Annotated in this window: 12 protein-coding genes; 6 read left to right on the forward strand and 6 right to left on the reverse strand. The window is 71.3% G+C overall.

Annotation, left to right across the window (positions count from 1 at the left end):
• Window positions 1-115 precede the first annotated feature (115 nt).
• The 3 genes from ACZ61E_RS04030 to ACZ61E_RS04040 form a co-directional block, all read right to left on the reverse strand.
• Window positions 116-1,144 (reverse strand): hydroxyacid dehydrogenase, encoded by a 1,029-nt coding sequence (locus ACZ61E_RS04030; RefSeq protein ID WP_469697335.1) that lies wholly within the window; start codon window positions 1,142-1,144, stop codon window positions 116-118.
• Between the two features lie 78 nt (window positions 1,145-1,222).
• Window positions 1,223-2,026, reverse strand: coding sequence for an SDR family NAD(P)-dependent oxidoreductase (locus ACZ61E_RS04035; RefSeq protein WP_469697337.1), 804 nt, complete (start codon window positions 2,024-2,026; stop codon window positions 1,223-1,225).
• 294 nt (window positions 2,027-2,320) lie between these two features.
• Entirely contained in the window at window positions 2,321-3,022 is a 702-nt protein-coding gene (locus ACZ61E_RS04040) for an MOSC domain-containing protein (protein WP_469697339.1), read from the reverse strand.
• Between the two features lie 94 nt (window positions 3,023-3,116).
• Here ACZ61E_RS04040 and ACZ61E_RS04045 point away from each other — a divergent pair, with 94 nt between their 5' ends.
• A complete protein-coding gene (locus tag ACZ61E_RS04045; RefSeq protein ID WP_469697341.1) occupies window positions 3,117-4,013 on the forward strand; it encodes a LysR family transcriptional regulator in 897 nt (298 codons plus the stop codon).
• A gap of 101 nt (window positions 4,014-4,114) precedes the next feature.
• Here ACZ61E_RS04045 and ACZ61E_RS04050 read toward each other — a convergent pair whose 3' ends face one another.
• A complete protein-coding gene (locus ACZ61E_RS04050; protein ID WP_069625260.1) occupies window positions 4,115-4,438 on the reverse strand; it encodes a WhiB family transcriptional regulator in 324 nt (107 codons plus the stop codon).
• A gap of 466 nt (window positions 4,439-4,904) precedes the next feature.
• Here ACZ61E_RS04050 and ACZ61E_RS04055 point away from each other — a divergent pair, with 466 nt between their 5' ends.
• From ACZ61E_RS04055 to ACZ61E_RS04070, 4 genes are all read left to right on the forward strand, one after another.
• Complete coding sequence (locus tag ACZ61E_RS04055) at window positions 4,905-5,516, forward strand: response regulator transcription factor (RefSeq protein ID WP_003948568.1); 612 nt, start codon at window positions 4,905-4,907, stop codon at window positions 5,514-5,516.
• A 527-nt stretch (window positions 5,517-6,043) separates the two neighbouring features.
• On the forward strand, window positions 6,044-6,619 hold the full coding sequence (locus ACZ61E_RS04060) for a sigma-70 family RNA polymerase sigma factor (RefSeq protein ID WP_469697343.1): 576 nt from the start codon (window positions 6,044-6,046) through the stop codon (window positions 6,617-6,619).
• A gap of 148 nt (window positions 6,620-6,767) precedes the next feature.
• Entirely contained in the window at window positions 6,768-8,270 is a 1,503-nt protein-coding gene (gene guaB / locus ACZ61E_RS04065; protein WP_469697344.1) for an IMP dehydrogenase, read from the forward strand.
• A 95-nt stretch (window positions 8,271-8,365) separates the two neighbouring features.
• Window positions 8,366-9,490: a GuaB3 family IMP dehydrogenase-related protein gene (locus tag ACZ61E_RS04070; RefSeq protein WP_078075494.1), complete on the forward strand. Its 1,125-nt coding sequence runs from the start codon at window positions 8,366-8,368 to the stop codon at window positions 9,488-9,490.
• A gap of 66 nt (window positions 9,491-9,556) precedes the next feature.
• On the opposite strand, the gene ACZ61E_RS04075 is transcribed toward ACZ61E_RS04070, so the two are convergent.
• Both ACZ61E_RS04075 and ACZ61E_RS04080 read right to left on the reverse strand, forming a co-directional pair.
• Window positions 9,557-10,045: a hypothetical protein gene (locus ACZ61E_RS04075; protein WP_469697346.1), complete on the reverse strand. Its 489-nt coding sequence runs from the start codon at window positions 10,043-10,045 to the stop codon at window positions 9,557-9,559.
• 139 nt (window positions 10,046-10,184) lie between these two features.
• Window positions 10,185-11,447 (reverse strand): nucleotide sugar dehydrogenase, encoded by a 1,263-nt coding sequence (locus tag ACZ61E_RS04080; RefSeq protein ID WP_469697347.1) that lies wholly within the window; start codon window positions 11,445-11,447, stop codon window positions 10,185-10,187.
• A gap of 257 nt (window positions 11,448-11,704) precedes the next feature.
• Here ACZ61E_RS04080 and ACZ61E_RS04085 point away from each other — a divergent pair, with 257 nt between their 5' ends.
• Entirely contained in the window at window positions 11,705-13,411 is a 1,707-nt protein-coding gene (locus ACZ61E_RS04085; protein ID WP_469697349.1) for a glycerol-3-phosphate dehydrogenase/oxidase, read from the forward strand.
• Window positions 13,412-13,538 lie beyond the last annotated feature (127 nt).

A 13,538-nucleotide genomic window follows, 5' to 3' on the forward strand; every position in this document is an offset into this window, starting at 1 on the left:
CAAGACCACAAAACACAACACACCAGCACCCCAAACAGACAGAGCCAGCAGGATGGCCCCCCCCCCCCCCCCGCGCCCCCCCCCCCCCGCCGCGTTCGGCCGTCCGTCCCCGCCGCTACGCCGAGTGCGGCAGCGACGACGGGAGTACGGGATCCTCGAACGGCAGCCCCTTCACGTACCGTTCCACCTCGTCCAGCGCCTGATCAGCCATCCGCTGGATCTCACCGCCCAGCGAGCCCGCGACATGCGGCGTCAGCAGCACGTTCGGCAGGTCGTACAACGGCGAGGCGGGTGGCGGCGGTTCGGGGTCCGTCACATCCAGCACCGCGTTCAGCCGGCCGGAGACCAGGTGCGGCAGCAGCGCCTCCCCGTCGATCAGCGAGCCGCGCGCCGTGTTGATCAGCGTCGCCCCGTCCCGCATCGCCGCGAGCTGCGCGGCGCCGATCATCCGGTGGGTGGCGGGGACCTGCGGCGCGTGGACCGACACCACGTGGCCCCGCGCGCACAGCTCGTCCAGCGGCACCGGCGCCACGCCGAGCGCCGCCGCCTCGTCGGCGGACACGTACGGGTCGTGAAGGATCACGTCGAGGTCGAACGGACGCAGGAGTTCGATCACCCGGCGCCCGATCCGGGACGCGCCGACGATGCCGACCGTACGGCGGTAGTTGCCCGCCCCGCCCAGCTCCCGGTGCCAGTCGTGCGGGCCGCGCACCTCCCGGTAGCGGTGCGCCGAGCCGAGGACGTCCTTGCCCGCGAAGAGGATCGCGGCCAGCGTGTACTCCGCGACGGGGCGGGCGTTGGCCGCCGCCGCCGAGGCGACCGTGATGCCCCGCTCCCAGCATGCCTCCGTGACATGGTGCTTGACGGTGCCCGCGGCGTGCACGACCGCGCGCAGCCGGGGCGCGGCGGCCAGCACCTCCGCGGTGAGCGGGGGCGCGCCCCAGCACGTGATCAGCAGTTCCGCTTCCGCGAGGGCGGCGGCCACGTCGGGGGACGGGCCGGCCAGGGTGTGCGCGACAAGACCCGGATCGGTCCGTACGAGACCGGTCAGCCGGACCAGACCGGCCGGGGAGAACAGCCGCTCCGCGATGCCCGGCCCCATCGAGAGCAGTGCGGACGGCCGGTTGTCAGTGGCGTCGTGCATGGTGGGAGTCGCTCTCCTCGGGGGTGGTCCGCACAGGTCTTCACACACCGGGTGACACGGGTCGGCGCGCCGGTCCGGCTACCGAGGGCCGTACTTGCGCCCCGTCTTCGACGTCAGCCCGCCGAGCAGCCCGCGCGGCGTCAGCTTCACCGCGCCCATCAGCGCCTTGTACCGCGGATCGGGCACCGACACCGTCTTGCCGCGCGCCAGGTCGGCCAGGGCCGCGGTCACCAGCTTGTCCGCGTCCAGCCACATCCAGTTGGGGATGTTGTCCGTCCCCATCCCGGCCCGGTCGTGGAACTCCGTCCGGGTGAGGCCGGGGCAGAGCGCCATCAGCCGCACCCCGGTCCCGGTGAGGTCCCGGGCGGCCCCCTGGGTGAACTGCACGACCCACGCCTTCGACGCGCCGTACGTCCCGCGCGGTACGAACGCGGCCACCGACGACACGTTCACCACACCCCCGCGCCCGCGCTCCCTCATACCGCCGACGGCCGCCGACGTCAGCCGCAGCACCGCCTCGCAGTGCACCTTCAGCATGGTCAGCTCGTCGGCCATGGAGACGTCGAGGAACCGGCCCTTGTTCCCGAACCCCGCGTTGTTGACCAGCAGATCGATGGGGTGCTTGCGGTCGTCCAGACGCTTCTCGACCGCCTCGATCCCCCTGTCCGTGGCGAGGTCGGCGGTCAGCACCTCCGCCTCGATGCCGTGCAGATCGTGGAGTTCGGTGGCCTGCCGCCGCAGGCGCTCGGTGTCGCGGGCGACAAGCACCAGGTTGTGGCCGCCTCCCACCCCGCCGGACTGGGAGGTACCGCCGGCGGCGAGCCGCCGGGCGAAGGCGGCGCCGATCCCCGCTGTCGCGCCCGTAATCAAAGCAGTCGTCATAGGGCGCACGTTAGACGGTCCCACGACCGGTGCGAGCGGGCGTCCGGCCGTCGGAAGGACGCACCGAACGGCACACCGGCCCCGGCCGCGCGGCGCGGTGCACGGGCTCCTCCCTCCGTGGGCCCGCCCCAGGCCCTGTCGTCGAACCGGCGTCCGGCTCACGGCGTCCGGCACGCGCCCTCGCCGCGTTGTCGCAGGTCGCCCGGGTACGTCCGGTACGAGGGCGGTCCTCCGCCGTGCGAGCGCACGCACCGGACCCCGCTCACTGATCCGGCCTGATCCAAACGACGGACCCTAGACGACCTCGGCGGTGTCGGCACCGACGCGGACGTCGCCGTGCTTGGCCACGTACTCCCGCGCGATCCTCAACTCCTCGGTGTGCAGGGCGTCTCCGGCGGCCAGTACCCGTGGCAGCAGTTCGCGCTCGGTCGTCGCCGCGCGGAAGGCGAGCGCCACCGTCACGTCGTGGTCCGGCCGGTGCACGATCTCGATCGCGTCGCCCGCGCGGATCTCGCCGGGCACGACGACCCTGAAGTAGGCACCGGTGACACCCTGCCGGGTGAACCGCCGGACCCAGCCCCTCTCGCCGAGGAAGCCCGCGAACGTACGGCACGGGATCCGGCCGCTCGTCGCCTCCAGCACCAGGTCCGGGCCGATCCGCCAGCGTTCCCCGATCTTCGTCCCGTTCAGGTCGATCCCCGAGGTGGTGAGGTTCTCACCGAAGCAGCCGTTGGCCAGCGGACGCCCCAACTCCCGCTCCCAGAAGTCGAGGTCCTCCCGCGCGTACGCGTACACCGCCTGGTCGCTGCCGCCGTGGTGGCGCAGATCGCACACGGTGTCCCCGGCGACCCCACTGGCGCCGGTGCCCTTCCGGCCGGGATCGCGCACCGCGACCGGGCCGTCCACCGGCCGCTTGTCGATGCCGGTCGCGCCGCCCGGCGCGTCCGTGTACTCGACGGCCCTGGGCCGTCCCGCGTTCACGGTCAGAAGCTTCATGACCGGCACGCTAACTCCCCGCCCCCGAGTAACGCCTCTCAAATGTTCCCGCCCCAATTTCCTGATGGATCCAAGTCTCCCTTATGTTTGAGGGGTGATCGAAGCCCGTCACCTCCGAGTCCTGCGCGCCGTCGCCGCCACCGGCTCGTTCTCCGCCGCCGCCCGCGAGCTGGGGTGCACCCAGCCGGCCGTCAGCCAGCAGATGAAGGTGCTGGAGGCTTCGGTCGGCACGACCCTGCTGATCAGGACCGGCCGCGCGATGCGCCTCACCCAGGCCGGCGAGGCGCTCGTACGCCACGCGGCGGGCATCCTGTCGGGGCTCACCGCCGCCGAGGAGGAGGTCGCGGCCATCGCGGGCCTGCGCGCCGGGCGGGTGCGGCTGGTCTCGTTCCCCAGCGGCAGTTCCACCCTCGTCCCCACCGCGCTCGCCGCCCTGCGCGCCGCCCACCCGGGCACCCGCGTCTCACTCGTCGACGCCGAACCGCCCCGCTCCGTCGAGATGCTGCGCGACGGCGACTGCGACCTGGCGCTCGCCTTCCGTTACGACTCCACCGGCGGCGCCGAGGAGTGGGACGACCTGGTCGTACGGCCGCTGCTCACCGACCGGCTGGTGGGACTGCTGCCGGAGGGCCACCGGCTGGCCGGGGCGGACCCGGTCGCGATCGGTGACCTCGCCGACGAGGCGTGGATCGCCGGCTGTCCGCGCTGCCGCCACCAGCTGGTGGACGCCTGCGAGAAGGCGGGCTTCACCCCCCGCATCGATTTCGCGACGGACGACTACCCGGCGGTGATCGGTCTGGTCGGGGCCGGGCTCGGGGTGGCCTTCCTGCCGGAGCTGGCGCTGGAGTCGGTGCTGCCGAAGGGCGCCCGTACGGTCACCGTCGAGCCCGCCGTACGGCGCGAGATCGTCGCGCTCACCCTGCCCGACCTCGCGAGGGTCCCGGCGGTGGCGGCGACGCTGGATCAGCTGGAGCGGGCCGCGTCGCGCTGACGCGGCCCGCGCGGCGGCGCCCCCGCCGGGGTGGCTCCACCGAGGCTCCGCACGACCCCCGCAGGAGTGCAGGAACGTTTCTGCATTGATTGCGGGGAGGGTCAGGCGCGACCCGAGCCGTTCGCCCCCGAGGTGGCGATCAGCCGCGTGCGGGCCCGCCCCATCAGCTCCTCGCGTTCGTCCTCGGTCAGCCCGCCCCACACGCCGTACGGCTCACGCACCGCCATGGCGTGGGCCGCGCACTGCGCGCGCACCGGGCATCTCATACAGACCTCCTTGGCCGAGGTCTCACGGGCGCTGCGTGCCGCGCCCCGCTCTCCCTCCGGGTGAAAGAACAGCGAGCTGTCGACGCCACGACAGGCCGCGAGGAGCTGCCAGTCCCACAGATCTGCGTTCGGTCCGGGAAGCCGGGAGAAATCTGCCATTGCTCATGTCCCCTTGAATCCGTGGAGGCGGATACGGGCCGCTGGGCCCTGTACTTCCTGCTCAGGTCAGGGCCCGAGAGCGCCCTGGCACGCCGGGTACGAGCTCGGCGCGCTGGAACACGCCGTGCCCACGACCGTACATCTCCTGTGTAAGTAGATGTAAATATGACTCATTACGAATCTAGCCACAGACACCAAAAAAGGGGAGGAAATAGAGCTAAATGGGGCATAGCTCAGAGTGATCGAGTCATGACCTGCGAGGGCTCTGCTCTGTGCACGCGTCCTCACGTAGAGTGCCGAAGGCGATTCCGGACCCGTAACTCTTTCGAGTGACCGTCGTTGAGTGATCGAGGCGGTTGAAGGAATAAGCGATCGGGCACATGTCCGATGGCGTCAATCGCACAGGTGACCACATGTACTCAGCCTGGAGGCTCAACGTGACGCGCATCAGCTGCGGAGGGCGGCCATGACATCCGTCCTCGTCTGCGACGACTCCCCGCTTGCCCGAGAGGCGCTGCGCCGTGCGGTTGCGACCGTGCCCGGTGTCGAGCGCGTGACGACCGCGGCCAACGGCGAGGAAGTTCTCCGCCGCTGGGGCGCCGACCGCTCGGACCTGATCCTGATGGACGTGCGCATGCCCGGTCTGGGCGGCGTCGAGACCGTCCGCCGGCTGCTGTCCGCCGACCCGGGCGCCCGGATCATCATGCTCACGGTCGCCGAGGACCTGGACGGCGTCGCGCTCGCGGTCGCCGCGGGTGCCCGCGGCTACCTGCACAAGGACGCGTCCCGCGCGGAGCTGCGCGCGACGGTCACCCAGGCGCTCGCCGACCCCACGTGGCGGCTCGCCCCGCGCCGGCTCAGGTCGGCCGAGATGGGCGCCGCGCCCACGCTCACGGCACGTGAGATCCAGGTCCTCGAAGGCATGAGCCACGGCCGGTCCAACGCGGAGATCGGGCGCGAGCTGTTCCTCTCGGAGGACACGGTCAAGACCCATGCCCGCCGGCTGTTCAAGAAGCTCGGCGCCTCGGACCGGGCACACGCCGTGGCTCTCGGATTCCGCTGGGGCCTGGTCCGCTAGGCCGTGTCTGACAAATCCCGCCTGGCCCGCGGCGCCTGGTACGGCACCTCGCCGCGTTGCCGGACTCGGCCGAGTACGCCCGGTACGAGTCCGATCCTCCGCCTCGCGATGCACCGCACCAGCCGCCGCGAGCCCCGCCCTACGGGCGGGCGGCGCCATTTGTCAGACACGGCCCAGGCGTCGTCGGCTCCACCCGCCCCGCAGCCTTCCGGGACAAGCCCGGGTCCGGTCGTCGGCCGGACCCGAAGGCGCCTGGTCGCAGGGGGTACGGACAGCCCGTCCGGAGAGTCGAGGAACCCCGTCCGCCGAGCGGTGGACGGGGCGGCGGAGAGGGCCGTCGGTGCCCGCGCGCCACAGTTTCCCGCCCGATGCCGCATCCTTGGGTTGTGGAGTTCCTCGGGGACGAGTCGGGCGAGCGGAAGGGGAGGGCGCTGGCGATGGGTTCCTCCGCACCTACTCATAACGCTTCGGTGCACAACTATGAACGCGGTGCCACGGATCCGCAGAGGCCGGGGCACCATGGTCGGATGCGCGATGACGAGACCACGGTGATCGGTGCGCTCGTTCACCGTGCCGTCGAGGGCGACGGGCGGGCCACGCACGATCTCCTGGCTCATGTGCACCCGCTCGCGCTGCGCTACTGCCGCACCAGACTCAACCGACTGCCCGGTGACGCACGGCACTTCACGGAGGACCTCGCGCAGGAGGTCTGCGTCGCCGTCCTGATGGCGCTGCCGCGCTACAAGGACACCGGAAAGCCCTTCGAGGCCTTCGTCTTCGCCATCGCCGCGCACAAGGTCGCCGATCTCCAGCGGGCCGCCATGCGGCACCCGGGGTCGACGGCCGTGCCCTCCGACGAGATGCCCGAGCGGCCCGACGACTCGCTCGGTCCGGAGGAGCGCGCGCTGCTCAGCAGCGACGCCGAGTGGGCGAAGAAGCTCCTGGCCAACCTCCCGGACAATCAGCGCGAGCTGCTGGTGCTGCGCGTCGCCGTGGGGCTGACCGCCGAGGAGACCGGCCAGATGCTGGGGATGTCGCCCGGCGCCGTACGGGTCGCGCAGCACCGCGCGCTCAGCAGACTGCGCGCGCTGGCCGAGCAGTAGGGCGCGGCCGGCGGGAGCCGGTCACGGCGGCCCCGGTAGCCGATCACGGTGTCCTCCGGACCTGATCATGGCGACCGTGGAATGAGACCCCCGCGGCGCCCGTTAGCATGGACATCCGCACCGATCAAGGCCATCTGGGGAAGGTGTCATGACTGCAAACGTCGACGGAGTGCCCGGGAAGTTCGCGACGCTCGGGCTGACATACGACGACGTGCTGCTGCTGCCGGGAGCCTCGGAGGTGCTGCCCAACGAGGTCGACACCGCGTCCCAGGTCTCCCGGAACGTGCGGGTGAACATCCCGCTGCTCTCGGCGGCCATGGACAAGGTCACCGAGGCGCGCATGGCCATCGCGATGGCCCGCCAGGGCGGTGTCGGCGTGCTGCACCGCAACCTCTCCATCGCCGACCAGGCCAACCAGGTCGACCTCGTGAAGCGCTCCGAGTCCGGCATGGTCAGCGACCCGATCACGGTTCACCCGGACGCGACGCTCGGCGAGGCGGACCAGCTCTGCGCCAAGTTCCGCATCAGCGGCGTCCCGGTCACCGACCGCGCCGGCAAGCTCCTGGGCATCGTCACCAACCGTGACATGGCCTTCGAGTCGGACCGCTCGCGCCAGGTGCGCGAGGTCATGACGCCGATGCCGCTGGTCACCGGCAAGGTCGGCATCTCCGGCGTGGACGCCATGGAGCTGCTGCGCCGCCACAAGATCGAGAAGCTGCCGCTGGTCGACGACGCGGGCATCCTCAAGGGCCTCATCACCGTCAAGGACTTCGTCAAGGCGGAGAAGTACCCGAACGCCGCCAAGGACGCCGAGGGCCGGCTGCTCGTCGGCGCCGCCGTGGGAGCGAGCCAGGAGGCGCTCGACCGCGCCCAGGCGCTGGCCGAGGCCGGGGTCGACTTCCTCGTCGTCGACACCTCGCACGGCCACAACAGCAACGCGCTCAGCTGGATGTCCAAGATCAAGTCGAGCGTCGCCGTGGACGTCATCGGCGGCAACATCGCCACCAGTGACGGCGCCAAGGCGCTCATCGACGCCGGTGTCGACGGCGTCAAGGTGGGGGTCGGCCCCGGCTCCATCTGCACCACGCGCGTGGTGGCCGGTATCGGGGTCCCGCAGGTCACGGCGATCTACGAGGCGGCGACCGTCGCCCTCGCCGCCGGGGTCCCGGTCATCGGCGACGGCGGCCTCCAGTATTCGGGCGACATCGGCAAGGCGCTCGCCGCCGGCGCCAGCACCGTCATGCTCGGCAGCCTGCTCGCCGGGTGCGAGGAGTCCCCGGGCGAGTTGCAGTTCATCAACGGCAAGCAGTTCAAGTCCTACCGCGGCATGGGCTCGCTGGGCGCGATGCAGTCGCGCGGCCAGGCCCGTTCGTACTCCAAGGACCGCTACTTCCAGTCGGACGTCTCCTCCGACGACAAGCTCGTGCCCGAGGGCATCGAGGGCCAGGTGCCCTACCGGGGCCCGCTCGGCGCCGTACTGCACCAGCTGATCGGCGGGCTGCGGCAGACGATGGGCTATGTGGGCGCGGCCTCCATCGAGGAGATGGAGCGCAAGGGACGGTTCGTGCGGATCACGGCGGCCGGTCTCAAGGAGAGCCACCCGCACGACATCCAGATGACGGTCGAGGCACCGAACTACAACCAGCACTGAACCCGTACCGATGCCGCCGGTGGCCAGCCACTCACCGGCGGCATCGGTGTGTCGGGGATACTGGGACGGCTGACGCAGAGGAAAGGCCCCACATCGTGACTGAGATCGAGATCGGCCGTGGCAAGCGCGGACGCCGCGCGTACGCCTTCGACGACATCGCCGTCGTCCCCAGCCGGCGCACCCGCGACCCGAAGGAGGTCTCGATCGCCTGGCAGATCGATGCCTACCGATTCGAGCTGCCGTTCCTGGCCGCCCCCATGGACTCCGTCGTGTCGCCGAGCACCGCGATCCGCATCGGTGAGCTGGGCGGGCTCGGTGTGCTCAACCTCGAGGGCCTGTGGACCCGTTACGAGGACCCGCAGCCGCTACTGGACGAGATCGCCGAGCTGGACGAGGCGACCGCCAACCGCCGGCTCCAGGAGATCTACGCCGCGCCGATCCAGGAGGAGCTGATCGGCCGGCGCATCAAGGAGGTGCGCGACTCGGGCGTGGTCACGGCCGCCGCGCTCTCGCCGCAGCGCACCGCGCAGTTCTCCAAGGCCGTCGTGGACGCCGGGGTCGACATCTTCGTCATCCGCGGTACGACGGTCTCCGCCGAGCACGTGTCGGGCGCCGCCGAGCCACTGAACCTGAAGCAGTTCATCTACGAGCTGGACGTCCCGGTCATCGTCGGCGGCTGCGCCACGTACACCGCGTCGCTGCACCTGATGCGCACCGGCGCCGCCGGTGTGCTGGTGGGCTTCGGCGGCGGGGCCGCGCACACCACCCGTAACGTGCTGGGCATCCAGGTGCCGATGGCGACCGCGGTCGCGGATGTGGCCGCCGCCCGGCGCGACTACATGGACGAGTCCGGCGGCCGGTACGTGCACGTGATCGCGGACGGTGGTGTCGGCTGGTCCGGCGACCTGCCCAAGGCCGTGGCCTGCGGGGCCGACGCGGTGATGATGGGCTCCCCGCTGGCGCGGGCGAACGACGCGCCGGGCAAGGGGCACCACTGGGGCATGGAGGCCGTCCACGAGGACGTGCCGCGCGGCAAGCTGGTGGATCTGGGCATCGTGGGTACGACGGAGGAGATCCTGACCGGTCCCTCGCACAGCCCGGACGGTTCGATGAACTTCTTCGGCGCGCTCAAGAGGGCGATGGCGACGACCGGTTACAGCGAGCTGAAGGAGTTCCAGCGCGTCGAGGTGACGGTCGCCGACTCGCAGCACAGCCGCTGAGAACGGCGGACGACGGTGCCCCGGACCGTACGCGGTCCGGGGCACCGTCTTTCCGGCGCGCGAGCGTCAGGCTTTCTTCGCCGCCGAGAAGGCCGCGAAGGCGGCGAGGGCGAAGAAGAGGAACGTCATCGCCTCCTTGCCCGCGTTCCACGCGTCCGTCAGCAGGCTGAAGTGGTCGAACAGCATCTCCGTCGTCGACAGGCCCAGCTCCTCGGCACCGATGATGGCGATGCCGAAGATCTGGCCCAGGTAGACGGCGGCGAGCGCGAACACGGCGCTGACCACGGCGAGGACCGGGTTGCGGCCACCGACCTTGCCGGCGACCAGACCGATGACGAAGCCGACGCCGATGGCGGCGAAACCGATCTCGCTCTCGATGGCACCGGCGATCCCGCCGTAGACGGCGGCGGCGACGATCGCGGTACCGGCCGCCGCCGCCAGACCGAGGCCCACGTTGTCGCGGACCGCCGGGGCCGGGGCGAACGGGGTGCCGGGGCCGGGCGGGACGGCGCCGCCGGCGAACGGGTTTCCGGGCGGCGGAACAGACTGGCTCATGTGAAGAATCCCCCAAGGAAAGCTCGCACCGTTGTGCGAGCGCCCTGGACCATAGCAGTCCGCGACGACAGTCCCGCAGGCAATTCCCCGGCGACGGAGTACGGGTGGGCGGCCGGTGCAGGACCGGCGCGCCGTCCCCTCAGAGGCGGTACGCGGCGCCCGCCGGGCTCGCCCCTCTGGTGTCCAGGAGCAACTGGGCCTTCACGGCGAGACCTTGGAGGTCGTACGTGCGGTGGTGCTGGAGCAGCACCGTCAGATCCGCCTGCGCCGCGGCCTCGTAAAGAGAGTCGGCGCGCGGGACCGGCTGTTCGCGTACGCGCCAGTCGAGGACGTAGGGGTCCTGGTAGCTGACGGTCGCGCCGAGGTCCATCAGCCGGCAGGCGATCTCGGTGGCCGGTGAGCTCTCCTGGTCGGCGTGGTCCGGCTTGTAGGTGACGCCGAGCAGCAGGACGCGGGCACCGCGGGCGGACTTGCCGTGCTCGTTGAGGAGCGTGGCGCAGCGCTGGATCACGTACTGCGGCATGCGGTTGTTGATCTCCTGGGCGAGACCGACCATCCGCAGCGGGTGGCCCGGGGTGCGGCCCGCGTGCGGGAGGTAGCTGGGGTCGACGGGGACCCCGTGGCCGCCGACGCCGGGGCCGGGGCGGAATGCCTGGAAGCCGAACGGCTTGGTCTCGGCGCACCGGATGACGTCCCAGAGGTCGACGCCGAGGTCGTGGCAGAGCACGGCCATCTCGTTGACGAGGGCGATGTTGACGTGCCTGAAGTTGGTTTCGAGGAGTTTGACGGTCTCCGCCTCGCGCGGTCCGCGCGCGCGGACGACCTTGTCGGTGAGGCGTCCGTAGAAGGCGGCGGCCGATTCGGTGCAGGCGGGGGTGAGTCCGCCGATCACCTTGGGGGTGTTGGCGTGGCCGTGGGTACGGCGGCCCGGGTCGAGGCGGCCGGGGGAGTAGGCGAGGTGGAAGTCGCGTCCGGCACGCAGACCCGAGCCCTCTTCCAGGATGGTGCGAAGGAACCCCTCGGTGGTGCCGGGGCCGGCCGGTGATTCGAGCAGCACGGTGGTGTGCGGGCGCAGCCGGGCGGCCAGGGCGCGGGCGGCCTCGCCGACGGCGCCGAGGTCGAGGGTGCGGTCGGGGCCGAGCGGGGTGGGCGCGCAGATGACGGCGGTGCGGACCCGGCCGAGTTCCGTCGGGTTGGTGGTGGGCCGGAAGCCGCCGGAGAGCATGCGGCGGACGTCGGAGGGGGTGAGTGAGCCGTCGACGGGGGTGCGGCCCGCGGCGAGTTCGGCGACGGGCCGGGGATCGGTGTCGTAGCCGATGGTCTCGATGCCGGCTGCCACGGCGGCCTGGGCGAGGGGCAGGCCGAGATGGCCGAGTCCGATGACGGCGAGGTCTGCGGGCATGTGGGCCGTCCTTTCCCGTAACCGGAGGAGACAGTGGGCGCAACCCGTGTGGACAGAACGAGCGAGCGCAATGTCAGACTAGGCGTAAATATGACCGATATGCGTCATTACATGGCCGGACATGGCGGTACATATCTGCGGATTTCCAGGGTCTGATCCGATCGTCGAACGGCGTTGTCCACAGCCGATGGCTGAAGTCCCTGAGTCCGGACAGAATCGAAGAGCCCGAACAACACGGGGGGAGACGGGAGGCAGCGGTGAGGACAGCGACACTGGGACCGGAGGAGCGCGCCACGGCCCTGGCGGGGATGGCCGAGCGCGAACTGGACGTGCTGGTCGTGGGCGCGGGAGTGGTCGGCGCGGGGACCGCGCTCGACGCCGTGACCCGCGGACTCGCGACCGGGCTCGTGGAGGCGCGCGACTGGGCCTCGGGCACATCGAGCCGGTCGAGCAAGCTGATCCACGGCGGGCTGCGCTATCTGGAGATGCTCGACTTCGGCCTCGTCAGGGAGGCGCTCAAGGAGCGCGGACTCCTGCTCGAACGGCTGGCCCCGCACCTGGTGAAGCCGGTGCCGTTCCTCTATCCGCTGCGGCACAAGGGCTGGGAGCGGTTCTACGCGGGATCGGGCGTCGCGCTGTACGACGCGATGTCGTTCTCGTCGGGCCACGGCCGGGGGCTGCCGACGCACCGGCACCTCTCCCGCCGGCACGCGCTGCGCGCCGCGCCCGCGCTCAAGAAGGACGCGCTGGTCGGCGCGTTGCAGTACTACGACGCGCAGATGGACGACGCCCGCTACGTGGCCACCCTGGTGCGCACGGCGGCCAGTTACGGCGCGCATGTCGCCAGCAGGGCCCGGGTGGTGGGCTTCCTGCGCGAGGGCGAGCGGGTCGTCGGCGCCCGTGTGCGGGACGTGGACGGCGGCGGTGAGTACGAGATCCGGGCGAAGCAGATCGTCAACGCGACCGGGGTGTGGACGGACGACACCCAGGCGCTCATAGGCGAGCGCGGACAGTTCCACGTCCGGGCCTCCAAGGGCATCCACCTGGTCGTCCCCAAGGACCGCATCCACTCATCGACCGGACTGATCCTGCGCACCGAGAAGTCGGTGCTCTTCGTGATCCCCTGGGGCCGGCACTGGATCGTGGGCACCACCGACACCGACTGGGACCTCGACAAGGCGCATCCGGCGGCCTCCAGCGCGGACATCGACTATCTGCTCGAACACGTCAACTCGGTCCTCTCCGTACCGCTGACGCGTGACGACGTGGAGGGGGTGTACGCCGGGCTGCGCCCGCTGCTGGCCGGCGAGTCCGACGCGACGAGCAAGCTGTCGCGCGAGCACACGGTGGCGCACCCGGTGCCGGGCATGGTCGTCGTGGCCGGCGGCAAGTACACGACGTACCGGGTCATGGCCAAGGACGCGGTGGACGAGGTGGTGCACGGGCTGGACCAGCGGGTGGCCGCCTGCGTGACGGAGGACACCCCGCTGCTCGGCGCCGAGGGCTACCGCGCCCTGTGGAACGCGCGGGCCGGGATCGCCGCGCGGACCGGACTCCATGTGGTGCGTGTGGAGCATCTGCTCAACCGGTACGGGGCGATGGTCGAGGAGCTGCTGGAGCTCATCGCCGCCGACCCGCGGCTCGGCGAGCCGCTGGCCGCCGCCGAGGACTATCTGCGCGCCGAGATCGTGTACGCGGCCTCGCACGAGGGGGCCCGCCATCTCGACGACGTCCTGACGCGGCGGACCCGGATCTCGATCGAGACGTTCGACCGCGGGACGCGCAGCGCCCGCGAGTGCGCCGAGTTGATGGCGCCGGTGCTCGGCTGGGACAAGGATCAGATCGACAAGGAGGTCGAGCACTACCGCAAGCGCGTGGAGGCGGAGCGCGAGTCGCAGCGCCAGCCGGACGACCTGACGGCGGACGCGGCGCGGCTCGGGGCGCCGGACATCGTGCCGCTGTGAGGTGCGGGATTGGCCTGAAGGCGCGTTCGAGGTGAAGTGAGGCGCCCGGGGCGCCCGATGCGATCCCACGAAGGATCGCATCGGGCGCACACGTGCAGACCCCCAACAAGGGGACGAAAAACGGTGG

The organism is Streptomyces sp. NPDC104581, assembly GCF_055583685.1.

Excerpts from the sequence above, each read along its gene's own strand:
- ACZ61E_RS04060 (WP_469697343.1), top strand. The coding sequence starts at position 6,044 with ATGCGCGATGACGAGACCACGGTGATCGGTGCGCTCGTTCACCGTGCC.
- guaB (WP_469697344.1), top strand. The coding sequence starts at position 6,768 with ATGACTGCAAACGTCGACGGAGTGCCCGGGAAGTTCGCGACGCTCGGG.
- ACZ61E_RS04050 (WP_069625260.1), bottom strand. The coding sequence starts at position 4,438 with ATGGCAGATTTCTCCCGGCTTCCCGGACCGAACGCAGATCTGTGGGAC.
- ACZ61E_RS04075 (WP_469697346.1), bottom strand. The coding sequence starts at position 10,045 with ATGAGCCAGTCTGTTCCGCCGCCCGGAAACCCGTTCGCCGGCGGCGCC.
- ACZ61E_RS04055 (WP_003948568.1), top strand. The coding sequence starts at position 4,905 with ATGACATCCGTCCTCGTCTGCGACGACTCCCCGCTTGCCCGAGAGGCG.
- ACZ61E_RS04040 (WP_469697339.1), bottom strand. The coding sequence starts at position 3,022 with ATGAAGCTTCTGACCGTGAACGCGGGACGGCCCAGGGCCGTCGAGTAC.
- ACZ61E_RS04080 (WP_469697347.1), bottom strand. The coding sequence starts at position 11,447 with ATGCCCGCAGACCTCGCCGTCATCGGACTCGGCCATCTCGGCCTGCCC.
- ACZ61E_RS04030 (WP_469697335.1), bottom strand. The coding sequence starts at position 1,144 with ATGCACGACGCCACTGACAACCGGCCGTCCGCACTGCTCTCGATGGGG.
- ACZ61E_RS04035 (WP_469697337.1), bottom strand. The coding sequence starts at position 2,026 with ATGACGACTGCTTTGATTACGGGCGCGACAGCGGGGATCGGCGCCGCC.